The organism is Streptosporangium sp. NBC_01469 (assembly GCF_036227305.1).
GTDB lineage: Bacteria > Actinomycetota > Actinomycetes > Streptosporangiales > Streptosporangiaceae > Streptosporangium.
The window spans coordinates 3,343,678-3,364,215 of sequence record NZ_CP109465.1; the positions used below are offsets into that span (position 1 = coordinate 3,343,678).

Genomic DNA, 20,538 nt, shown 5'->3' on the forward strand with positions numbered 1-20,538 from the left:
ACGGGACGTGAAGGGCATCGTGGATCCCGAGGCGGCGCTGGGGGCCTCGCTGTTCGGCGGGGCGTTCACCTTCCCCGTGATGGTGGCCCACCGGAGCGCGCTGGAGCACAACATCGCGACCCTCGCGACCTTCACCCGGGAGCACGGGCTGACCTTCGCCCCGCACGCCAAGACCACCATGTCGCCCGAGCTCGTCGGGGCGCAGCTCGACGCGGGCGCGTGGGGACTGACGGTCGCCACCCCCAGCCAGGCGCTCACCCTGCGCGGGTTCGGCGTCTCCCGGATCGTCCTCGCCAACCAGGTCTTCGACCCGGCGGGACTGACCGCCCTCGCCGCCCAGCTGGCCGGGGATCCCGCGTTCGAGTTCCTCTGCTTCGTCGACTCGGTGGCCGGGGTCGAGGCGCTCTCCCGGCACGCCGGAGCCAGGCCGTTCCGCGTGCTGGCCGAACTCGGCCACGAGGGCGGGCGCGGCGGCAGCCGTACGCTCGCCCAGCTGCTGGAGGTCGCCTCGGCGGCGCGGGCGGCCGAGGGCGTGGAGCTGGCGGGCGTCGCCGGGTACGAGGGGTCGCTGGGTTCCGCGCAGGAGGTGCGGGCCTACCTGCACCGGCTGCTGGAGGCGCTGGAGCACCTGCGGGTGCGCGACCCGATCCTGTCGGTGGGCGGCAGCCAGTGGTTCGACGTGATCGGCCGCGAGCTCGCCACCTGCCAGGCCAGGGTCATGCTGCGCAGCGGCGCCTACGTCTCCCACGACGACGGCTACTACCGCGAGCGCACCCCGTACACCCGGATGGACGGGGAGCTGCGCGCCGCACTGGAGATCTGGGCGCACGTGCTGAGCGTCCCCGAGCCCGGTCTGGCCGTGGTCGGGTTCGGCAAGCGCGACGCCCCCTTCGACGAGGGGCTGCCGATCCCGCGCGGAGCCGTCGCGGACGCGACGGTGCTCAAGGTCCAGGACCAGCACGCGGTCCTGAGACTGGCGCCGGGCTCGCCGGTGAAGCCGGGGGACCTGGTGTCGTTCGGCATCTCCCACCCGTGCACCGCCTTCGACAAGTGGCGGGCCATCCCGGTGGTCGACGAGGAGTATGTCGTCGTCGATCTGATAAATACCTTTTTCTAATTTCTTGTTTCTTTTGTTGTGAGGAATGGTGAGATGAGCAACAAGCAGGAGCTGAGGACCGACGAGGGCGCGGCACCCGTCGGGGCGTACTCGCAGGGGCTCGTGGTCGGCGACTTCGTCTACACCTCGGGCATGGGGCCGCTGAGCCCCGAGACCGGCGAGGTCGTCGGGACCGACGTGGCCGAGCAGACCCACCAGGTGATGCGCAACCTCGGCGCGGTTCTCGCGGCGCACGGGCTCGGCTTCGACGACGTGGTGAAGTCGACCGTGCACCTGGAGCACCTCAAGCGTGACTTCGCCGCCTACAACGAGGTGTACAAGTCGTATTTCACCCGCCCGTACCCGGTCCGCACGACCGTCGGCTCGGACCTGATGGACATCCTCGTCGAGATCGACTTCGTGGCCTACAAGCCGCGTTAGAGTCTGACCGACTTCGTGGGAGGGCGGCGGCTTGGACAGCTCGCTATACGTCTACGTCGAGGACGTACGCGGGGAGGGCCTCGAGGCGGTTCTCGACCGGATCACCGGATACGGCGTGACGGGCGTGACCGTGGCCGCGGCCTACCACCGTGCCCGCGACGTCACCCCGCACGGCCGCTCCCGGGTGACGCTCCGCAGCGACGGCGCGCACTTCACGCCGCCCGCCGACCTGTTCGGCGGGCTGCGGCTGGTCCCGCCCGTCCAGGAGGGTGCCGAGGAGGAGCCGCTCGCCGCCCTTCGCCGGGCCACCGCCGAGCGCGGGCTCGCGCTGCACGGCTGGACCGTCTTCCTGCAGAACACCACGCTCGGCCTGGCCAACCCGGACGTGACCGTACGCAGCTGCTTCGGCGACCGAGGCTCGCCCGCCGACCTGTGCCCCTCCCACCCCGACGTGCGCCTGTACGCGGTCGCGCTGGGCCGGGCGGTGGCCAGGCAGGGCGTCGACAGCGTGGTGGCCGAGGCACTGCATTATGGGACCTTCGGCCATGGCTACCACCACGAGCGCAGCTTCGTCCCGCTCGGGCCGATGGACGCCTTCCTGCTCGGCCTGTGCTTCTGCGGCTTCTGCATGCGCCGCGCCGCCGACCTGGGCGTCAACGCCGAGGTGGCGCGCGAGGAGTGCTCCAGGATCGTGGGCGCCGTGTTCGACGGCGACCCTCCCGCCCAGGGCGAGGTGACCCGCGCCGCCCTGACCGCGTACGCGGGGCCCGAGGTGGTCGCCTACGCGCGGGCCCGCTCCGAGGTGGTGACCTCGCTGGTCTCCGAGGTCTCCACCGCCGTCACCGCCGAGGGCTCGCGTCTCGTCTTCCTCGACGCCACCGGCGCCGTCAAGGGCTACACCGACGGCCTGCCCTCACCGGGGCTCGCCGCGCACGACTCCTGGCAGCTCGGCGTCGACCTGGTCGCCCTCGGTGACCTGGTGCCCTCGCTCGGAGTGCTCGCCTACGCCCGCGACGCGGCGAGGGTGGCCGACGACGTGGTCGCCTACCGCCGCTCGACGGGCAAGGACAAGGAGCTGCGGGTCGTCCTGCGGCCGGGTCTCCCCGACACCGACTCGGCCGACCGCCTCGCCGCCAAGGTCCGCGCCGTGCGGGCCTCGGGCGCCGACGCGGTCGACTTCTACGCGTACGGGCTCATGCCCTACCCGATCCTGGACCGCATCCCGGGCGCGCTCTCAGCCTGATTCCGGTGTGGCCCGGTGGATCCGGTGGGTTCGGTGGGTTCGGTGGGTTCGATGGGTTCGATGGGGGCGATCGTACGGGGGGAATTCAGCCAGGTCCGGCTTCGCGGGTTTCGTGGATCCGGCCTCGCGGGCCTCGCGGGTCCGGGTTCACGGGGCGATCACCCCGTCCAGGACGGTGCTCACGGCGCGGGCGGCGAAGTCGTCGCCGAGGGGCAGGCCGCGGAAGACCGTGCGCAGCCAGACCGCTCCGGCGAGCAGGTCCACGATGAGCATGGGGTCGGCCTCGGCGGACAGCTCGCCGCGCCGTCGCGCGCGTTCGAAGACGGCCTCCTCCCGGGCGAACCGGTCGGCGAAGAAGCGCTGGGCCGCCTCGCCCAACTCGGCGTGGTGGACGGCCGCACCGAGGGCGGCCACCGCGACTCCGGCGGAGGGAGGGCGGGTGAGCAGCGCGGCCATCCCGCCGACGAGGGCCTCCAGATCCCCCCGGAGGGTGCCGGTGTCCGGGGGCTCCATCGCGAGCAGGTCGGCCTCGATCAGGGCGGCCGCCAGCAGCGCCGCCTTCGACGGCCACCACCGGTAGATCGTGGTCTTGTTGACCCCCGACCGCTCGGCCACCCCCTCCATGGTCAGGCCCTCGTACCCCTTGGTGGCGAGGAGTTCGAGCGTCGCCTGGAAGATCTGCTGTTCCTTGCGCGGTGCCATGCGCCCGACTATAGCAACGCAACGGTGCGTTGTGTTTTAATCAGGGCAATTCCCTGACCGGGACAAGTTCCCTGATCGGGCATCTCCGATCGGGACGACTCTCTGGAGGCGCGCCATGCTCCCCGTCGTTCTCATTCACGGCATCAGGCTCAGCGCGACCATGTGGGGTCCCGTCGTCTCCCACCTCTCCCGGCTCGGCCGGCCCGCGACGGCCGTGGACCTGCCCGGCCACGGCACCCGCGCGGGCGAGCCGTTCACGATGGACGCGGCGACGTCGGCGGTCGCGGACGCCGTCGACGCCCTGGGCGGCCGGGCTCTCGTGGCGGGTCTCTCCCTCGGCGGATACGTCGGCATCGCCACCGCCGAGCGCTTCCCGGAGCGGGTGGCCGGGCTGATGGCCATCGGATGCACCGCCCTCGGCTCGGCGGCCGGACCCCACCGGTTCGCCGCCTCGCTCGCCGCCCGGAACCCGTCGCTCGCGAACCGGATCAGCTCCTACGGCCTGCGCCGCCTCCTGCCGGGTCCCGCCGGGGAGGCGATGGTGGCGGGAGGGCTCTTCTGCGAGGTGATGCCCCAGGTCGTCGACGCCGTCGCCGACCACGACCAGCTCGCGGCACTGGCCGCGTACCCGGGACGCGTATGGCTGGTCAACGGCACCTGGGACCCGTTCCGGGTGAACGAACGCGATTTCCTCCGCGTCTGCCGGAACGGGCGGCTGATCCTCATTCCCCGCCGGGGTCACCTGGGCGTGATGGCGGCCCCGGGACCGCTGGCCAGGCTGGCGGGCGACCTGTGCGACCAGGTGGACCACTACCCGTACGCCCAGGCGGACCCGCGCGTTCAGGTGACCTCGTAACGTTCAGGCGGCCTCGTACGTCCAAGACGGCCTTGTCCGTTCAGACAGCCTCATATGTCAGGCTGAACGGCCGGAGAGCGCGGTCGCGATGCCGAGGCCCAGGTAGACGATCCCGCTGAAGTGGCCGATCAGGGGCGCCCTGCTCCTCAGCCGCCCGCCGACGGCGCCCGCAGCCATGGCGTAGATCAGGTCGGAGAGCAGGCCCAGAAGCAGCAGGGTTCCGCCCAGGACGGCGATCTGCAGCGGCACCGCGCCCGCCTCGGGCTCCACGAACTGGGGCAGGAACGCCAGGAAGAAGAGAATCACCTTGGGGTTGAGCACGTTGACGACCACGCCCTCAAGGAAGATCGCCCGAAGCGGCTGCGGCGCGGCCTCCCCGCTGGCGAACTCCTGCCTGCTCGTCAGCGCCCGGATGCCCAGATAGACCAGGTAGGCCACCCCGGCCCACTTGATCACGTTGAACAGGGTCGCCGACCGCGCGATCACGTACGAGAGACCGGCCGCCGCCGCGGCGATGTGCACCAGCGTGCCCACCTCGATGCCGATCGCGCTCGCCACACCGGCGGCGCGGCCCTGGGAGACGGCGCGGGTGATGATGTAGATGTGGTTCGGGCCCGGTACCAGGACCAGTGCCAGCGAAGCGACCGAGAAGATCAGCAATGTGGACGGCGAGATCATGCCCCGACCCTAGGGTCCTCCCGGTCCTCGCCGTCAGGGCCAATGTACGGGTCCTTTGGTGTACCAATCAGCCCCCGTTCGTTCCCTGCCGGGGGACCAATCGGCCCTCGCCGGTGGGATGTCGATTCCGTCGGCGCCCCATGCGATACTCGCCGACGTGGGGTGGCAAAGCACGCAAAGCGTTCTGATCGGGCGATCGGCAGAGCTCGATCGCCTGACCGCCGTGCTCGACACCGCAGCCGGGGGACAGGCCGGGGTGGCCCTCGTGGGAGGCGACGCGGGCATCGGCAAGACCCGTTTGATCACCGAGCTGGCCGGGCGGGCCGAGGCCGCGGGGTTCGCCGTGCTCATCGGCCAGTGCGCCGAGCTCGGCGACGCCCTTCCCTATCTCCCGCTCGCCGACGCCCTGCGTTCGGCGCGCGGGGAGCTGCGCGCGGCGCTCGACGCGCGGCCGGTCCTCGGCCGGCTGCTGCCCGGCGGCACCGACCCGGGCGGGGAGAGCACATCGGGCCTGACGCAGCAGCAGCTCTTCGGCTCGATGCTCGGCTTCCTGTCCGCGCAGCCCGTGCTGCTGGTCCTCGAGGACCTGCACTGGGCCGACCAGTCCACCCGCGACCTGCTGGTCTTCCTCAGCCGGATGCTGCAGACCGAGCGCGTCTGCCTCGTCGGCACCTACCGCACCGACGACCTCCACCGCCGCCACCCGTTGCGCCGGGTCCTCGCCGAGCTCAAGCGACTCCCCTCGGTGACCGCGGTGGAGCTGAATCCTCTCGACCGCCACGAGATGACCGACTACCTGGCCGCGCTCGGCGGCACCGACGCCGGTGTGATGCGGAAGGTCGTCGACCGGGCCGAGGGCAACCCGTTCTACGCCCAGGAGCTGCTGGACGCCGCCTCCGAGGGCTCCTCGATGCCCGACGGCCTGGCCGGCCTGCTGCTCTCCCGGGCGGAGCTGCTCTCCGACCCCGCGCAGCGGGTGCTCGGCGGCGCTGCCGTCGCGGGCCGCCGGGCCGACCACGACCTGCTCCAGCAGGCCTCCGGTCTCGACGACCTCGCCTTCGAGGAGGGCATGCGGGAGATCGTCTCGCGCGGCCTGCTCCGACCCGACGGGGAGTACGGCTACGCGTTCCGGCACGCGCTCCTCCAGGAGGTCGTCTACAACGACCTGCTGCCCGGCGAGCGGACCAGGATGCACGCCGAGTTCGCCCGCCTGCTGACCGCGCGAGGGGGGTCGGCGGCCGAGCTCGCCCACCACTACCTGGCGGGTCACGACCTGCCCGGGGCGCTGGCCGCGTCCGTGGAGGCCGGGCGCAGGGCCGACCGCCTCGGCGCTCCCGCCGAGGCGCACCGCCACTTCGACCGGGCGCTCGGGCTCTGGGACCGGGTTCCCGACGCCGAGCGGCTGGCCGGGATCGACCACGTCGCCCTCGCCGGGCGCAGCGCCGCGGCGGCGGCCGACAGCGGTGACAACCACCGGGCGATCTCCCAGCTCCGCAGCCTCCCGCCCTCCGCCGAGATCAACGAGCGGCTGTCTTACCACCTCATCGACACCGAGGACGTCGAGGGCGCGATCGCCGCCGCGTACGCGGCCGTCGAGGCGGCGCCGGAGGGGCCCGTGCTCGCCCGCGCGCTCGCCACCTACGCCCGCTCGCTCTACTGGACCGAACGGCACGACGAGGTCGAGGCCCTGGCCAGGCGTGCCCTGGAGACGGCCCGCGCGAGCGGCGCCGCCGACGCGGAGACCAGTGCGCTGATCACCCTCGCAGCCCTCGCCGCGCTCGCCGACGACATCTCCTACGCCAAGGAGCTGCTCGCCTGCGCGAGCGCCGAGAGCTCGGGCAACCTCGCCATCGACCTGCGGGCCATATTCACCTACGCCCGGGTCCAGTACGAGAACGGCGACCTCGCCGAGGCGGCGACCACCACCGACCGGGGGTTGCGGCTGGCGCACGAGAGCGGCCTCAACTGGAGCACCTACGGCACCGACCTGCGCTTCCTGCGCCTCCTGATCCACTACGTCGCGGGGGAGTGGGACCTGGCGGAGAAGGTCGCCTCCGGGTTCGCCGTCCGCGTCGGCACCCCGCCGGAGGCGCTCCTGTCGGCCTTCGCGCTCTTCGTCGAGGTGGCCAGGGGCCTGCCCGTCGTCGAGGACCGCCTGTTCTGGCTGAAGTCCTTCTGGCCCGGCGACATCACGGTCATCGCCATGAGCCGCGGCCTGGCCGCCGAGCACGCCCTGTGGCGCGGCGACCCCGAGACCGCGCTCGAACACGCCCTCGCGGGGCTCGACGCCATGCTTCCCAACGACCCCGGCGCGATCCGGCTCAGCAGCACCGCCCTGTGGGCGCTGGCGGACCTGGGACGCGCCGACGAGGCCGACGCCCTACTGGAACGGGCCAGGGTGCCCGCCGCCGTCGGCCCGGGTTCCGTCCGGCGCGGCCCGCTGGGTCCTGAGGGGCTGGCCTGGCTCGCCAGGGCCGAGGCCGAATGGCACCGCGCGCACGGACGCCTCGACGTCGCGGCGTGGCGGGCGGTGGTCGAGGCCTTCGACTTCGGATTCGTCTACGAGGTCGCGCGCTCGCGGTGGCGGCTGGCCGAGGCGCTGCTCGTCGAGGGCGACCGTGCCGGCGCCCTGAAGGAATGGAGACGCGCCGTCGAGGCCGCCGAGTCACTGGGCGCCCGGCCGCTCGCCGCGGCCCTGGCGGAGCTGGGCCGCAGGGCGCGCTTCACCTCCGAGCCGTCGGCCGTGCTCGTCCCCGAGCTGCCGGCCGCCCTCACCTCCGCTCTCACTTTTGCGCTCACCGCCCGCGAGCGGGAGGTGCTCGCCCTGGTCGCCGAGGGGCTGCCCAACCGCGAGATCGGTGAGCGGTTGTTCATCGCGCGGAAGACGGTGAGCGTGCACGTCTCCAACATCCTGGGCAAGCTGGGCGTCTCCTCCCGCACCCAGGCCGCCGCCGTGGCCCACCGGGACGGCCTGCTCTGAGCTGTGGGGCTCGCGCGGACCACGCGGCCTCGTGAGGGGCAGTCAACGTGGCCTTGTGAGGACCGGCCCACGTGGCTTCGTGAGGGTCGGCCGATGACGCGGCCCGCGACGACATCACTCCGTGAGGTCAGGCCTTGCCCTGGCCGCTGCGCGCGGTCAGGGCCAGCTCGCGGACGACCTGGATCAGTTCCGCCGGGTCGAAGGGTTTCGTGAGGTAGGCGTCGACCCCGATCCCGAGGCCCCGCCGCTTGTCGTCCTCCTGCGCCCGCGCGGTGATCAGGACCACCTTGATATGGCTGGTCCCCTCGTCGTTGCGCAGCCTGGTGGCCGTCATCCAGCCGTCCATCCTGGGCATCATGACGTCCAGCGTGATGACGTCGGGCATCACGTCCAGCACCCGATCCAGGCAGTCCTGCCCGTCGGAGGCCGTATCCACCTGGAACCCCTCCAGGGTCAGGTTGACCGCGATGAGCTGCCGGATGACGTCGTCATCATCCACTACCAACACCTTGCCCAGAACCTCTCCCACGGGCGTGAGGCTAACTCCTCTCCCTCACCCACGCGCGGTTTTCCGAGGATGTGTACGCACAGCTATCCAGAGGCTACAGACGTTTCCCGCTTTTTCCCGAGAGCTCCGGGCTCGGCGGACCCGCCGCCGGTGTCCCGTCGAGCCGCAAGAACTCGCCGAGGGTCGACGTCGTATGGATCTCTCCGCGTGCGAGCGCGTCGGCGTAGAGGAGGCCCGTGACCCCCTTCGAGCGGATTGGTCTCCGGTTCCCGGAAAAGCTTGATCAGCTGGGCCGACAGATATGGATGCAGGCTTGAGTCGAGTTCGTCCACGATGAGAAGACTCCCTCGGTCGAGCGACCTGAAGACCGGTATTCCCATCTCCAGGAAGACGTCATATCGCCCATAAAGTGCACATCCACTTCGAGCCGTTCGAGGGCATCGTGGAGAAGGTCTCCCGCCCTGGAGATCCTGGAATAGGGACCCACTCCGAGTGGGCACCCGCCGCCTCGACTCGCATTGCCGCGCGGCCAGACTGCTTCGCAGCGGTTCTGGCCGCGCGGCACCCGTGGTCGGGGTCAGATTTCTCCGTTGCGGATGCCGGTCAGGAAGTTGTTCCAGGCTGTGGGGGAGAAGGCCAGCACGGGGCCGGATGGGTCCTTGCTGTCGCGTATGGCGATGAGGTCCGGAAGATTCGTGGCTACCTCGACGCAGTCGTTGCCAGTGCCTGAATAGCTGCTCTTGCGGAACTCGGCGTCGGACAGGTTAGGGGAGATCATGCTCACTCCTCACCGCGGCGAGGAAGGCCGCGGATTCCTTGGGGGATAGGGATGTGCCAGCAAGGCGCTCGAACGTCAGAATAAGCCGCCGTACCTGATCGGCCGCCTCTACATACACATCACCCGCCGGCCCTTCCACGTACCCAACATCAGGATCCGTTGGCTCAGTGAATTCCAGGATGGAGAAAGCTCCCTCCAAACCCCGGTGGAGTCCTGTGAGGTACGGAAGGACCTGGATCACGACGTTGTCCCGGTCGATGAAACCCAAGATCGCGTCTATCTGCTGAACCATGACACCAGGGGCGGCGGACCTTCGTAGTGCGGCCTCGTCGATCACTGCATGGAGCGTCGGGGCCGAGTCGTCCATCAGTACGAGCTTCCGGGCCATCCTCGCGGCTACGCGACGGTCCAGCTCTGATTCACTCAGATCTGGAAGCCCGTGCCGGAACAACTCGCGTGTGTACGCCTCGGTCTGGAGTAGGCCGGGCACCAACAGCGGCTGCCACGTACGGATGCATGATGACTCCGTCTCCATACCGATGTAGCTGCCGGTGAAAACATCGCTGTACGCGGTCCACCAGCCGCGTTGGCTGGCGTTCTTGCAGAGTTGGATCAGGCTCGCTTTCGTCGCGGAGTCTGTTCCGTAAAGATCACAAGCATCTGCGACATCTGTCGCGCTTGGTGCGATGCGCGCATTTTCGATTCGGTTGACCTTTGGTCTGCTCCAGCCGAGTTGTGTCGCAGCCGCTTCCGGTATGAGACCCGCTGCTTCACGGAGTCGTCGCAGCTCACGGCCTAGGCGGCGGTGACGGACCGTGGGACTTTTCATGGTCATGCGTCCAGTGGGGTGGGAGGGACGAAAAAATATCTGGGAACCCTTGCCGGAGTGCACAGTACAAGCGCATGATGGCTCAACAGATCCACTACCGTGAGTGAGAACATGATGACACTGGATCACCGCTCCGCCTTGCGGATTGACTCGATTGTGATCGCAGAGGCTCTATCGCCGCTTTGTGGTCTGCGTGTCTCCGGGGTCACTTTGCCGGTTGGGTTCAGGTGGCAATGCGAAGGTTCCAGGACCGACAGCGAGTTTGACGAGTCCAAGACTGCGCAAGGCTCGCAAAACGCATGCTTTGGCAGACTTCCAGCAGGGCTACCCGCCCCAAGTGCTCTGCTCCGGGAGAGGATTCAGTCCCCGGTCGGTTCCCACTCGTCTGACGGTCGGACGAACGTTCCGACGCCGACCTCGGCTCGCACGAACCCCTCTCGCTCCAGCCGGTCCACCGCCTTGCGGATCGTGTTCCGAGCAAGGTCGGGGAACTGCTGCTCCAACTGGTTCAGGCTGGGGATGGGGAACCCGGTCTTGTACTCACCGCGCTCAAGCTGGCCGCGCAGGATGTCGTACGCCTGCTTCCAGCGTGCTCTGTCCTGGCGCCACTGTGGCGCTGACTCTTGCGATCCAACCATGCGACAGACCGTAGGAGGGCATGCTCTTGCCCGGCCTTTCAGGGCCGGGCAAGGCAGAGTTTGGTAGAGCATGGCACTCTAGCTCTCTCAGCTGCGGATACGTGAAATAAGAGCGGGCCCGATCTGTCGTTGCACCGCCAGACGGGCCCTTGATCAGGAAGGTGGTCCTGACCCGATGCCTAACCCTAGTGCCCCGGTTCTTGACCGGGCCACGACGAGTGGCTGCGGCTGTTTCGCCGAGGTGCCGCCGATGCCGATGGGGTGTGCCACCTGCGGGCATGCCCCCTACGCGCACGGCTGTCCCGATCGGCCCGCCGATCACGAGTACGTCCAGCCCTCCGGCGACCTGTTGGACATCCGGCTGCGAGTCCGTCGTACCGGAGACCGTTCCCTGTCGTGCTTCGAGCCTGCCCCCGTGGCCCCGGACGGTGCGATCCCCGCTCAGCGGTCCGCCGAGGTGGTCGCGCCGGTATCCGTTCAGCGGTGTGCCGGGTCGGCCCCGGCTGAAGGGATTCCGGCGACAACCGAGCAGCGTCGTCCCGAGCGGAGCGTGGCCGTCGAGCCGCCCGTATCGGTGCCGGTTCGGCGGATGCCCTGTCGCCCGCACCCGGCGTCGCCGCGAGGGGCAGCTCTCACCAGGCCGCCCCGACTCGGAGGTGGACGCCACCTCGCACCCCGCTCCGGGCGAAGAACCACCTGCGCACCGAACCGCTCGGCGGTCACCCCGTCTTCGTGCCGGTCGCACGGCCGGTACGGCGTACCCCTCCAGATTTTTCCCTGCTCAACAGAGCGGGCCCGTCCCACGCTGGAAACGACCGGACGGGCCCTTGATCGGATGGAGGTCCAATCAGTGAGAGATGGTAGTTCCACCCACCCAGAGCCCACCAGCCCCAACACGACGATTCCCGGCTGGCGGTTGATCCTCAGCGACGCCGGACGGCTGTGGGCCAGCCGGGAGAAGCCCTTCTCCCCGGCGGCCACTCAGGCCGGGGCAGAGCGGACCGTCGACGCCGACAACCTGGAGGCGTTGCGGGCCGAGACCGACCGGCAGGAGGACTTCGCCCGCGAGGCGGAGGAGCGGGCGGCACGCGAACAGGAGACGCGGGAGGCTCCTGCCCCGGAAGGGCGGGAAGAGGAGACGCCGGAGCGGGAGCAGGCCGGGCAGGTGACCTCATGATTCGCCGCTGTCTGGCCGCCGCCCGAGGCCGTCACCGCGACGGCCAGGCCGCCGCTTCGGTCCCGCGCTACACCTGGGACCACGAGGCCCGCGCCGAGGCCGCGATGCTGGAGATCACCTGGCCGGGTTGGTCGGTGCTGTACGGCACCGGCAGCCGTCTCTTCCACGCCATCGCCACCTGGCCCACCTCCGAACCGCTGATCATCTGTGACCGGACCCCCGACGGGTTGAAGACCCAGATGCGCGAGGCCGAGATGACCGCGCTCCTGCACCGCTGGGCGCTCACCTCCGGCTCGGCCAGTATCGGCCACTTCTGATGAGCGGGCACGGCGGCCCCATCCCTTCCCCGGTCCAGGGCCGCCGTGCCGTCCAGGACGTACCGCGTGAGGGCGAAACGCGGTACGTGACGCGGGCGGGCCGTCCACCTGGCCCGCCCGCGTTCTCCAGACACTCGTCAGGGGAGGCCGTACCGCTGCTTGACTGTTTTGGCCTCCTCCTCGCTCACTTGGCGGGGGGTGACGGCCAAGGTCCTTCGCAGGTCGGAGATGATCTTCTCTCCCGCGCCCCGGACCCGAGTGCGGTGCTGGACGAGCTGGGCGTCGAACTTCTTGGCGGCCGGTCCCGTCCACACCGTGCCCTCGTGGAAGTCCCGGTACGGGGGCTCGATACCGCTCTCGATCTCCTGGACCAGCGGCTCGACCGTCCGCAGCGCATCCTCCAACGCCGCGTGGAGCGGATTGGGCACCAGCTGGGCCATTGGATCAGTCTTTCTTCGGGGTGGGGGAAGGAGGCTTCGGTGTCGCGGACGGCGCGCTGGCGTCGGTGAGCAGCTTCGGCGCGACCAGCTTCATCAACGCCAGCACATCAGCGGCGTTGTCCCGCCCCTTGGCCCCGATCTCCAGCTGAATGTTGATCTCCGCCTTGCCCCGCACCAGCGTGGAAAACGCGGCATTGTCCTCGCCGCTGGCCCGCTTGAAGTAGTAGCCGATGACCCCGGGGAGAATCTCCGGAAGCGGTGAGGCGCCATCTCCGAGTACCTCCTTAACATCTTCCGGGTCACTTGCCGGAGTGAGATCAATCTGCAGCACTTTCAGTCGATCACCCTCGCGTTGGTAAATTGCACAACCTCCAATACCGAGGCCTCCGGAAAGCGTGAAGTCGAATGAACCGCGAACCAGGGGGTTGCGTACCCCGGTCATCAACTCCACCGCCCTCGACGGGATGTGCTCACAGAGGTACGGGGGGGTGGCAACGGTCGGCAACGGAGTACGATCGACCGTCACTTCCTCCCCCTGGCAGGCCGTCGACATAGCCAGGACGCAGGCCAGCGCGCTGGTTACGGCGAATGCTTTTCGCATCACGAGCCGTACTGAGCGAAGCCGATGGAGAAGCCCTGATCTAGGCGGTTCTCAGTCTCCAGCCATGGTTTTCCTGACAGCCCTTCATAGAGCCAGCGGTCATAGGCCTCGACCCGCCGATACTTGTCGGTGCTGTTGGTAGCCGTTTTGTCGATCATCTCGTCCTTGGTCATGAGGGTCCGACCGTCGTCCTTGAGGAAGTTGTTGGGGTTGTCGCGGGGGTCGTCCCCCTTCTCCAGACCCTCAAGGGTGGCCCAGGGATGGCTTCGGTCGGCGGGCTCAGCGGAGCCGAAGAGGCCGTTTTTGAGCATGGCCTGAGCTGCGAGATCGTGCACAAGCCCTCGGGTCTTGTCGACGACGGCATTGGCGTCAACGCGGGCGTTGTCCTCCGCCTTGCCCTTGGCTATTTCTTCCGCCACTCCGCTCCAGGCTCCGATGACATCGGCGGTGATTGGCCAGGCCCCACGTTGCGGGATGACGAGACCGGTATTGACCGCAGCCAGGAGCATCTTCATATTGCGCTGCTGCGCTTCGTCCAGATCCTTGCCTTCCTCGATCTTTGCCAGGCCCGCCGCATCAGTGATCATTCCGAATCCCGATCCGGCCCGTTTGGCGCCGGTCATGAATTTTTCGTTGCCCCGCCCAGCGGCCATCTCAGCGGCACCGTAATCAAGAAGCAAGCCTGTGAATGCCGTCTGAGCAGCCAGAACAGGGGCAAATGCCTTCGGGTCTGCGAGTGCCTCCTTCATCACCTGACGGAGCGCCCCTTTATCGAACTCGGCCCCCCAGGGTCCAGTCCAGCGGTGAAGGGATTGTCGGACCCCCGCACTCCAGGCCCGAGGGTGCTGCTGTTATCTCCCTTCTGGGCGGTGCGGTTGATGTCGCTGATGTAGCCGGCCAGGATGCGCCCCGTCGAGGCCGCGTTCACCAAGGAATCGGAGAGCTTGCCGTCCTTGATCCGTACGGCTTCCAGGTGGACGGTCTCCGAGGCGAGCTTGGCCGAGAGGAAGCCGCGCGAGGGGTTCTGCGCTGAGCCGTCATGGTCGCGGAAGGTGAGCGTTGCCGCCTCCAGTGCCTTGCCCAGGGCCACGCCGTCGTCACCCAGGCGCCGTTGGGTCAGGAAGCGTTTCAGCATGGTCGGGTCGCCCGCGAAGAAGTCCTGGGCGGCCACCGGATCACGGCTGAGCCCTTCCAGCAGGGCCACCATGACACGCGGATCCAGCATCACCCTTCCGCGATCGGCGGACTCGATCTTCCTGGCGGTGGTGAGGAGGAAGGCGGTGCTGAATGTGCCGTGCTTGAGGGCCGCCGCCGTGGCATAGCCCTTCTCCCAGCCGATGTAGCCGGTCGTCCGGCCGACTTCGAGGTCGGACAGGAGTTCCTTGTGCCAGGCGTCGCCCAGCCGGGGGGTCGCCGTACCGAGGGTTTTTCCGAGGGCGGCCTGCAGGCGCTGCGCCTTCTTGTCGTCCTCGCGGTTCGCGGTCTTGACCATCAGTTCGCGAAATCTCGCCGTGCCCAGCGTGTTCATCAACGTGGCGGCGAACGTCGCGTCCCCCGTCCGCTTCTCCAGCCCCCTCAGAAGCTTCTCGTCGATCTCGCCGTCTTCGGCGGTCTTGCCGAGGCCGAGGGTCGCCGCGTAGGCGTCCGGGTCGTGACCGGCCTTGCCGTACAGCGTCTCGTCGAAGGTGGCCAGCCCACTGGGCGTCTTGGTGGCGGCGCCCCACTCGGTGAGCTTGGTGCTGATCGTCTCATTGCGACGTCGCAGGTCGGGGCGACTGGTCTCGATCCAGCTCCGCATCTCGCGCAGCGCGCCCAGCCCCGAGGCGTCCAGATCGAACCGTTGCAGGGTACGGCGGATCTGCGGTTCGTTGCGTCCGAGTGCGTCCTGCGCCCGGCCGAGCCCTCGCTCGAAGTCGTTCATCCGCTCGGGGTCGATCCCCGAGTACTCGCCGTTCACGCTCCGCGCCGGAGTCGCCGGGGAGCTCTGCGGCGCGGGGGAAGGTACGGCGGGGATCGGCTGAGCGGTGCCGGTCGGCGGGGAAGGGGGCCGCGGGTCAGGGGCAGGCTGGGGGGAGGGCGAGGGTGCGGGATACGGATGGGTCATGAGGACGCTGGACTCCAGCTTGGTCCGTGAAGGTGACAGCTCCAGCGAATATATTAAATTCAATCTGTCTATCCCGTAAAGATATTCGTTGAAATAGGCGTAATCGATAATTATGTCGCTTTGAAATAGGCGCTCACCTGGGCGTGAGTATCCCCAGCTCATCGGTCTGTGTCGCCACGCGAGGGACTGCTTCAGGTCATGTCTGGATAGGTGGCGTTTGAGAAGGCCACCCGTAATCCAGTGGTGACGGTCCAGCGACGGATCTCCTTGTTCAACCGCTCCTGGGAGACGGCCGCCGGGCTCCTGGATACGACCCTACGGTTGTGGACACCCGCAAACTGCCGTTCCCGTCTCCCGCGTCCTCTCCGCCACGGGCGGAGCCGATCACCTTCCTGGCTGGATGGTCCACGCGTTATCCACAGAATCACGTTCGGCTCGTTGGTGATCACCTCATCCCGCCGATCCTGGGGCCTCGATCCTTCATCGAGCCCAAGGAGGGCTTGCGTGATCACGACACTCGTCACCGTCACCATCCTCTCGGCGGCACTCGCGGGAAGCTCCCAGTTCCCCGCGCCCCGCCTCTCCCCGGAAGCCTGCGACGCCTGGGGTCGCCTCCTCTCCCTCTCTTCGGCCGTCCCGCCGGACAGGATCCCTCACTGGCTGCCGGAGGAGATCCGCGCTGCCCTCGCCGCAGCGTGCGAGCCATGGTCCTCGCTCTCTCCGAACGCGGACGGCGGCCGATCGACGTCCTCGCGGGGCTCCTTCCCAGCCCCGGCCCCAGCCCTGGTCCTGGCTCCGGTCGGCGAATGGCTGCCCAAGCCCTCGAAAGCGGACGATGAGTGGGCGTTCGACTCTTTCGGTCCGGAGACGGGAGGGCCGGTGGAGCCCTCAGGCACCTCGGAGGTGTGGGGCGACTCGTCCTCTTCGGCGGAGCGGAGGGGTCCCCGGGCCATCTCCGGGCCGGAATCCTCGCGGGCGGGTGCCAAGCGGTCGCAGCGCCCCTCTGAGGGGAGGAAAGCGCCCTCCGGTCGAGGGGCGGTCTCCTCCCAGGGGAAAGCCTCCCCCGGCGGGCGGGCGGTCTCTTCCCCGGGGAAGGCCTTCTCCGGGAGGCGGGCGGCACCCTCGCGAGGGAGGGCGGTGGCCTCGCGGGGACGCGCCCTGCCTGTGCGAGGGCAGATCGCGGCCACCACGGCACTCCGCCAGGTTGGCAGGCCGTACGTGTGGGGCGGCGGTTCGAGCGCGGGCCCGACCGGCGGGGGCTTCGACTGCTCGGGGCTCGCTCTGCACGCCTGGGCCAAGGCCGGGGCCAGGCTCACCCACTACACCGGCACCCAGTTCAGGCAGGGCCGCCGGGTGCCCTTCTCCCAGCTTCGCCCGGGAGACCTGGTCTTCTTCGGCGGAGGCACCGGAGACCCGACCCACGTGGGCGTCTACGTCAAAGACGGCGTCATGGTCCACGCTCCCAAGACCGGCGACGTCGTCAGGACGATCGACTTCGCCGCCTCGCCCTACTACCTCTCCCGCTACCGAGGCGCCGTCCGCCCCACCCCGCGCTGACTCACCCCGTCCGGCCTCGTTCGGCCCTGCCTGACCTACCCTTGCCTGACCTACCCCTGCTTGACTTGCCCCTGCTTGACTTGCCCCTGCCTTACCCGACTCGTCCCGATCTGGCCCGGTTCCCTGTCCGGCTCTGTCCGGCCCAGTCCGCGCTGACTTGCCCCATCTCGGAGCGGCTCCGGCCTGGCGCCGCTCCGTTCCGGGCGGTGCCCCGTTTCACCCGGCCTCTACTTGCGCCGTCCCGCCGGCGCCTGGCCGTCCCGATGGCCCCTTACTCCCGGCTTTCCCGTCGCCCTCGCCCTGTCTCGTAGATCACTCGCTTCCCTAACCGAGTGTCGGTTCCCCTCAGGATGCTGGTAATGTAATCACGCGTTGGCCCCCTTAGCTCAGGGGATAGAGCACCGGCCTCCGGAGCCGGGAGCGCAAGTTCGAATCTTGCAGGGGGCACACCAGCCAGGCCAGCCCGAGTACGGGTCTGATCTGGAGCTAGAACGCCGAAACGGGCGGGATTCCAGTCTCATGGAGTCCCGCCCGTTCTCGTTGACGCTCGTCGGCTGTGGGCCAACCATGGGTCTGCGCACACCCTTGTCTCGAAGCCTCCGGTGAAGTCGTGGCCGCCTGGGACGAGCGCCGGGGGACTGGGAGACCGGCCGGATCCTGGAGAGGTCCTGGTGAGCGTGGCCGGTTCGCCGGCCGGTGCCCGTGTTCAGCGTCGGCGGACGGCGTTCAGCAGCCAGCGGCGGACCACGGCCAGCGCCAGCGGCACCGGCACGGTGCCCGCCCCGAGCCCCACGTCGACCAGCAGGTCGAACACCTCCTTGCGGCGGGCGGCGGTGTCGATCGCGGCATCGATGAAGCCGGGTGACTGGGAGGCGAGGGCGAGCACGTCGGTGGTGCGCAGGTGCCGCCCGAGGGCCTTTCCCAGCCCGCGCCGGTAGGCGGGCAGCGGGTCGCCCGCCGCCTGGACGGCGGCCTCCCCGGCGAGCCGGCCGGAGACCAGCGCGTAGAAGATGCCCTCGCCCGTGAGCGGGTTGATGAGACCGGCGGCGTCACCGGCGAGCATCACCCGCCCGGAACCCGGCGTCGGGCGGCCGGGGGACAGGGGCAGGTGGTGGGCGCGCAGGTCGCGGGCCCTCACGTGGGGAAGCAGCTCGGCGAGCCGTCCGTGCAGCACCTCCCTCCCCGGCAGGCCGGTGGCGTGCAGCCGGGGCAGGAGCATGCCGTAGCCGACGTTGGCGGTGCCGTCGCCGATCGGGAACGACCACGCGTACGCGGGCCACCCGTCCCGCTGCATGAAGATGGACTGGACGTCGTCGTCGGCGGGCACGTCGGCGTAGCCGCGCACGGCGATCGCGGTGTGCCTCTCGGGGGAGGGGGAGATGCCGATGAGGCGCCGTACGGTCGAGTTGGCCCCGTCCGCGGCGACCACGGCGCGGGCGGTGACGGTGCCGTCGAGAACCACGTGGTCGTCGAGGACGGTGAGCGCGCGGACCTGGTGGCGGCGGACCTCGACGCCGCGGGCGCGGGCGGCGTCGACGAGGCGGGCGTCGAAGACCTTGCGGGGGACGACGTGGTTGGGCCTGGCGGAGGTGGCGGAGACGCGCGCGCCACCGGGGGAGACCACCGCCAGGCGCCGCGTCGGCCGGTAGTCGGCGATGAGGTCGGGAACGCCCAGCAGGGTGAGCTCGTCGCGCCCGTGGGCGGCGATGCCGTCGCCGCAGGCCTTGTCGCGGGGGAAGTCGGCCCTGTCGAGCAGGAGGACCCGTGCCTCGGGCCTGAGCTGTCTCGCGCGCAGTGCCGCGGCCGCTCCCGCGGGCCCGCCGCCGACGACCACCAGATCCCACACGTCATCCACCCCGGTGAGCCTTCCCCGTACGCCCGGGGGGAACCGCTGCCGCGGTGGATCTTCACGGGTGGCGCGTACCGATCCTCGCCACACTCCGCCCCTTGCCCGGCTCTCGGCGAGCATCGCCGGGAGAGCCGAAAATCTCGCCGTCCTTTACGAATCGCCCGGCTGCGACGAGGCGCCCGTCTTTCGCGAAGCATCCGTTTTCCGCGAGGTGTTCGTTTTCGGCGGGTCCTCCCCGCCCGAGCCGTGGGGGTGCTCGGGGGTGGCGGAACTGAGCGGGACCGCCGGGCCGCGGACCACGTCCAGCTGGACGGTCTGGCGGGGCACCAGGAGGTCCAGCAACCAGCTTCCCGCGATGCGCACCCGGTTGCGCGGGATGGCGAACAGGTGGTAGCCCCGGGTGATCGCCTTGGCCACCATGCCCGACAGCGGCACGCCCAGCGGGTCCGCGGCGGCGCCGGTCCCGCCCAGGTCGACGACGAATCCCAGGTCGTGGTGCTTGTACGGCCGGAGCTCCCCGTGACCGTAGGAGGCGGCGATGTTGCGTGCGGCCCGCTTGCCCTGGCGGCCGGCGTGCTGGGCGGTCATCGCCGTATACTCGCCCGGCCGGGTGAGGTCGGGAACCGCGGCCGCGTCGCCGCAGGAGAAGATCTCCGGGTGGCCGGGCACCCTCAGGTACTCGTCGACGAGCAGGCGTCCCTTCACGGTCGGCAGGCCCAGGGACTCCACCATCGGGTCGGGGCGCACGCCGACGCACCAGATCAGGGTTTTGGTCGCCACGAACTCCCCGTCGGAGAGCTTGACCCCCTCCGCCGTCGCCTCGGCCACGCTCGTGCCGGTGCGGATCTCCATGCCCCGCTCGGACAGCGTCCGGTGCGCGATCCGGGACAGGCGTTCGTCCAGCTCGGGGAGGATGCGCGGGGCGATGTCGGCGAGGATCCAGCGCACCGGCTGGTCGCGCAGCCCCGGCCGGCGCGCGCGGATGGCGAGCGTGAGCAGCTGACCCTGCGCCGCCACCTCGGTCCCGGTGTACCCGGCGCCCACGACCACGAACGTGCACCTGGCCCGGCGCTCCTCGGGGTCGTCGGACGCGTCGGCGAGCTCGACCTGGCGGATCAGGTGGTCGCGCAGGTAGAGGGCCTCGGCGATGCTGCGGAAGCCGTGGGCGTACTCGGCGACCCCGGGGACGGGAAGCAGCTTGTTGACGCTGCCGACCGCGATGACCAGGCGGTCGTAGCCCAGCTCGCGGTGGTTGCCCTCGGCGTCGGTGCACTTCACGCGGCGCGCCTCGATGTCGACGGTGTCCGCCGTGGCGAGCAGGTGCCGCACCCCGGGGTGGTCGCCCGCCAGCGGGACCGCCACCTTGCGGGGGTCGAGGATGCCCGCCGCGACCTCCGGCAGCAGCGGGAGGTAGAGGAAGTAGTCGGTCGGATTGATCAGGACGATCTCGATCGCGCCCTTCGCGATCCGGGAGAGGGTGCGGACCGCGGTGAAACCCGCGAACCCTCCTCCGATCACGACGACCCGTTGTCGCTGGACCATGACGTCGCTCCTTTCGGCACTCCGTTTCCAGCGGCGTGCCCTGTCCGCCCCCGGGTCAAGCGCGACGGGCCGTCCTATGTTGCCCGTGCGGCGGGGACGGCCCGTGATCCCGAACGGTGTGCCAAGGGGGGCAGGAAGGCAGACAAGCGGGATTAATCGCCAGGTCATCGCGCGGACAAGATGGCCGGGCGGGCGAGTGGGA

General features: G+C 69.7%; 20 protein-coding genes and 1 tRNA gene. 9 read left to right on the plus strand and 12 right to left on the minus strand.

Translation table 11 applies throughout. The features are described 5' to 3' along the window. The first annotated feature begins 7 nt into the window (after positions 1 to 7). The 3 genes from OG587_RS15190 to OG587_RS15200 are packed head-to-tail and all read left to right on the plus strand — an operon-like array spanning position 8 to position 2,780. Positions 8 to 1,117, plus strand: coding sequence for an alanine racemase (locus OG587_RS15190; protein WP_329090778.1), 1,110 nt, complete (start codon positions 8 to 10; stop codon positions 1,115 to 1,117). Positions 1,118 to 1,150: 33 nt separating this feature from the next. After that, positions 1,151 to 1,537, plus strand: coding sequence for a Rid family detoxifying hydrolase (locus OG587_RS15195; RefSeq protein WP_329090779.1), 387 nt, complete (start codon positions 1,151 to 1,153; stop codon positions 1,535 to 1,537). Positions 1,538 to 1,568: 31 nt separating this feature from the next. After that, positions 1,569 to 2,780 (plus strand): hypothetical protein, encoded by a 1,212-nt coding sequence (locus OG587_RS15200; RefSeq protein ID WP_329090780.1) that lies wholly within the window; start codon positions 1,569 to 1,571, stop codon positions 2,778 to 2,780. A gap of 147 nt (positions 2,781 to 2,927) precedes the next feature. On the opposite strand, the gene OG587_RS15205 is transcribed toward OG587_RS15200, so the two are convergent. Beyond that, positions 2,928 to 3,482, minus strand: coding sequence for a TetR/AcrR family transcriptional regulator (locus OG587_RS15205; protein ID WP_329090781.1), 555 nt, complete (start codon positions 3,480 to 3,482; stop codon positions 2,928 to 2,930). 115 nt (positions 3,483 to 3,597) lie between these two features. On the opposite strand from OG587_RS15205, the gene OG587_RS15210 reads away from it, so the two are divergent. Further along, positions 3,598 to 4,338, plus strand: a complete 741-nt coding sequence (locus tag OG587_RS15210; protein ID WP_329090783.1) for an alpha/beta fold hydrolase — start codon at positions 3,598 to 3,600, stop codon at positions 4,336 to 4,338. Between the two features lie 57 nt (positions 4,339 to 4,395). Here the strand turns inward: OG587_RS15210 and OG587_RS15215 are convergent, their stop codons facing one another. Then, complete coding sequence (locus OG587_RS15215) at positions 4,396 to 5,016, minus strand: LysE family translocator (RefSeq protein ID WP_329090785.1); 621 nt, start codon at positions 5,014 to 5,016, stop codon at positions 4,396 to 4,398. A 118-nt stretch (positions 5,017 to 5,134) separates the two neighbouring features. On the opposite strand from OG587_RS15215, the gene OG587_RS15220 reads away from it, so the two are divergent. Next, positions 5,135 to 7,996: a helix-turn-helix transcriptional regulator gene (locus OG587_RS15220; RefSeq protein ID WP_329090786.1), complete on the plus strand. Its 2,862-nt coding sequence runs from the start codon at positions 5,135 to 5,137 to the stop codon at positions 7,994 to 7,996. Positions 7,997 to 8,123: 127 nt separating this feature from the next. Here the strand turns inward: OG587_RS15220 and OG587_RS15225 are convergent, their stop codons facing one another. The 4 genes from OG587_RS15225 to OG587_RS15245 form a co-directional block, all read right to left on the minus strand. After that, positions 8,124 to 8,504: a response regulator transcription factor gene (locus OG587_RS15225; RefSeq protein WP_329093872.1), complete on the minus strand. Its 381-nt coding sequence runs from the start codon at positions 8,502 to 8,504 to the stop codon at positions 8,124 to 8,126. Between the two features lie 577 nt (positions 8,505 to 9,081). Next, a complete protein-coding gene (locus OG587_RS15235) occupies positions 9,082 to 9,282 on the minus strand; it encodes a DUF397 domain-containing protein (protein ID WP_329090789.1) in 201 nt (66 codons plus the stop codon). Next, positions 9,269 to 10,117: a helix-turn-helix domain-containing protein gene (locus tag OG587_RS15240; protein WP_329090790.1), complete on the minus strand. Its 849-nt coding sequence runs from the start codon at positions 10,115 to 10,117 to the stop codon at positions 9,269 to 9,271. The genes OG587_RS15235 and OG587_RS15240 overlap by 14 nt, the downstream gene beginning before the upstream one ends. Before the next feature lie 353 nt (positions 10,118 to 10,470). After that, entirely contained in the window at positions 10,471 to 10,749 is a 279-nt protein-coding gene (locus OG587_RS15245) for a winged helix-turn-helix domain-containing protein (RefSeq protein ID WP_329090792.1), read from the minus strand. 850 nt (positions 10,750 to 11,599) lie between these two features. On the opposite strand from OG587_RS15245, the gene OG587_RS15250 reads away from it, so the two are divergent. Further along, positions 11,600 to 11,926 carry a hypothetical protein gene (locus OG587_RS15250; protein ID WP_329090794.1) on the plus strand — a complete coding sequence of 109 codons (327 nt, stop codon included), beginning with the start codon at positions 11,600 to 11,602 and terminating at the stop codon, positions 11,924 to 11,926. Further along, a complete protein-coding gene (locus OG587_RS15255; protein WP_329090796.1) occupies positions 11,923 to 12,243 on the plus strand; it encodes a hypothetical protein in 321 nt (106 codons plus the stop codon). The genes OG587_RS15250 and OG587_RS15255 overlap by 4 nt, the downstream gene beginning before the upstream one ends. 137 nt (positions 12,244 to 12,380) lie before the next feature. Here the strand turns inward: OG587_RS15255 and OG587_RS15260 are convergent, their stop codons facing one another. The 4 genes from OG587_RS15260 to OG587_RS15275 form a co-directional block, all read right to left on the minus strand. Next, the gene (locus tag OG587_RS15260) at positions 12,381 to 12,683 is read right to left on the minus strand and encodes a hypothetical protein (RefSeq protein WP_329090798.1); all 303 of its coding nucleotides are present in this window, start codon (positions 12,681 to 12,683) and stop codon (positions 12,381 to 12,383) included. A gap of 4 nt (positions 12,684 to 12,687) precedes the next feature. After that, the gene (locus OG587_RS15265; RefSeq protein ID WP_329090800.1) at positions 12,688 to 13,134 is read right to left on the minus strand and encodes a hypothetical protein; all 447 of its coding nucleotides are present in this window, start codon (positions 13,132 to 13,134) and stop codon (positions 12,688 to 12,690) included. Positions 13,135 to 13,283: 149 nt separating this feature from the next. Further along, positions 13,284 to 14,033 (minus strand): hypothetical protein, encoded by a 750-nt coding sequence (locus OG587_RS15270; protein ID WP_329090803.1) that lies wholly within the window; start codon positions 14,031 to 14,033, stop codon positions 13,284 to 13,286. Then, complete coding sequence (locus OG587_RS15275) at positions 14,033 to 15,241, minus strand: hypothetical protein (protein ID WP_329090804.1); 1,209 nt, start codon at positions 15,239 to 15,241, stop codon at positions 14,033 to 14,035. Before OG587_RS15275 ends, OG587_RS15270 begins: the two co-directional genes overlap by 1 nt. 1,284 nt (positions 15,242 to 16,525) lie before the next feature. Here OG587_RS15275 and OG587_RS15280 point away from each other — a divergent pair. Together OG587_RS15280 and OG587_RS15285 are read left to right on the plus strand one after the other, a co-directional pair. Continuing rightward, on the plus strand, positions 16,526 to 16,945 hold the full coding sequence (locus OG587_RS15280) for a C40 family peptidase (RefSeq protein WP_329090806.1): 420 nt from the start codon (positions 16,526 to 16,528) through the stop codon (positions 16,943 to 16,945). Between the two features lie 375 nt (positions 16,946 to 17,320). After that, positions 17,321 to 17,392: transfer RNA gene (locus OG587_RS15285), tRNA-Arg, on the plus strand. Positions 17,393 to 17,651: 259 nt separating this feature from the next. Here the strand turns inward: OG587_RS15285 and OG587_RS15290 are convergent. Together OG587_RS15290 and OG587_RS15295 are read right to left on the minus strand one after the other, a co-directional pair. Next, positions 17,652 to 18,800, minus strand: a complete 1,149-nt coding sequence (locus tag OG587_RS15290; RefSeq protein ID WP_329090807.1) for an NAD(P)/FAD-dependent oxidoreductase — start codon at positions 18,798 to 18,800, stop codon at positions 17,652 to 17,654. Between the two features lie 144 nt (positions 18,801 to 18,944). Then, positions 18,945 to 20,336 (minus strand): NAD(P)/FAD-dependent oxidoreductase, encoded by a 1,392-nt coding sequence (locus tag OG587_RS15295; RefSeq protein WP_329090809.1) that lies wholly within the window; start codon positions 20,334 to 20,336, stop codon positions 18,945 to 18,947. Positions 20,337 to 20,538 lie beyond the last annotated feature (202 nt).

Excerpts from the sequence above, each read along its gene's own strand:
- OG587_RS15235 (WP_329090789.1), bottom strand. The coding sequence starts at position 9,282 with ATGATCTCCCCTAACCTGTCCGACGCCGAGTTCCGCAAGAGCAGCTAT.
- OG587_RS15270 (WP_329090803.1), bottom strand. The coding sequence starts at position 14,033 with ATGAAGGAGGCACTCGCAGACCCGAAGGCATTTGCCCCTGTTCTGGCT.
- OG587_RS15205 (WP_329090781.1), bottom strand. The coding sequence starts at position 3,482 with ATGGCACCGCGCAAGGAACAGCAGATCTTCCAGGCGACGCTCGAACTC.
- OG587_RS15215 (WP_329090785.1), bottom strand. The coding sequence starts at position 5,016 with ATGATCTCGCCGTCCACATTGCTGATCTTCTCGGTCGCTTCGCTGGCA.
- OG587_RS15295 (WP_329090809.1), bottom strand. The coding sequence starts at position 20,336 with ATGGTCCAGCGACAACGGGTCGTCGTGATCGGAGGAGGGTTCGCGGGT.
- OG587_RS15245 (WP_329090792.1), bottom strand. The coding sequence starts at position 10,749 with ATGGTTGGATCGCAAGAGTCAGCGCCACAGTGGCGCCAGGACAGAGCA.
- OG587_RS15255 (WP_329090796.1), top strand. The coding sequence starts at position 11,923 with ATGATTCGCCGCTGTCTGGCCGCCGCCCGAGGCCGTCACCGCGACGGC.
- OG587_RS15210 (WP_329090783.1), top strand. The coding sequence starts at position 3,598 with ATGCTCCCCGTCGTTCTCATTCACGGCATCAGGCTCAGCGCGACCATG.
- OG587_RS15240 (WP_329090790.1), bottom strand. The coding sequence starts at position 10,117 with ATGACCATGAAAAGTCCCACGGTCCGTCACCGCCGCCTAGGCCGTGAG.
- OG587_RS15260 (WP_329090798.1), bottom strand. The coding sequence starts at position 12,683 with ATGGCCCAGCTGGTGCCCAATCCGCTCCACGCGGCGTTGGAGGATGCG.
- OG587_RS15220 (WP_329090786.1), top strand. The coding sequence starts at position 5,135 with ATGTCGATTCCGTCGGCGCCCCATGCGATACTCGCCGACGTGGGGTGG.
- OG587_RS15195 (WP_329090779.1), top strand. The coding sequence starts at position 1,151 with ATGAGCAACAAGCAGGAGCTGAGGACCGACGAGGGCGCGGCACCCGTC.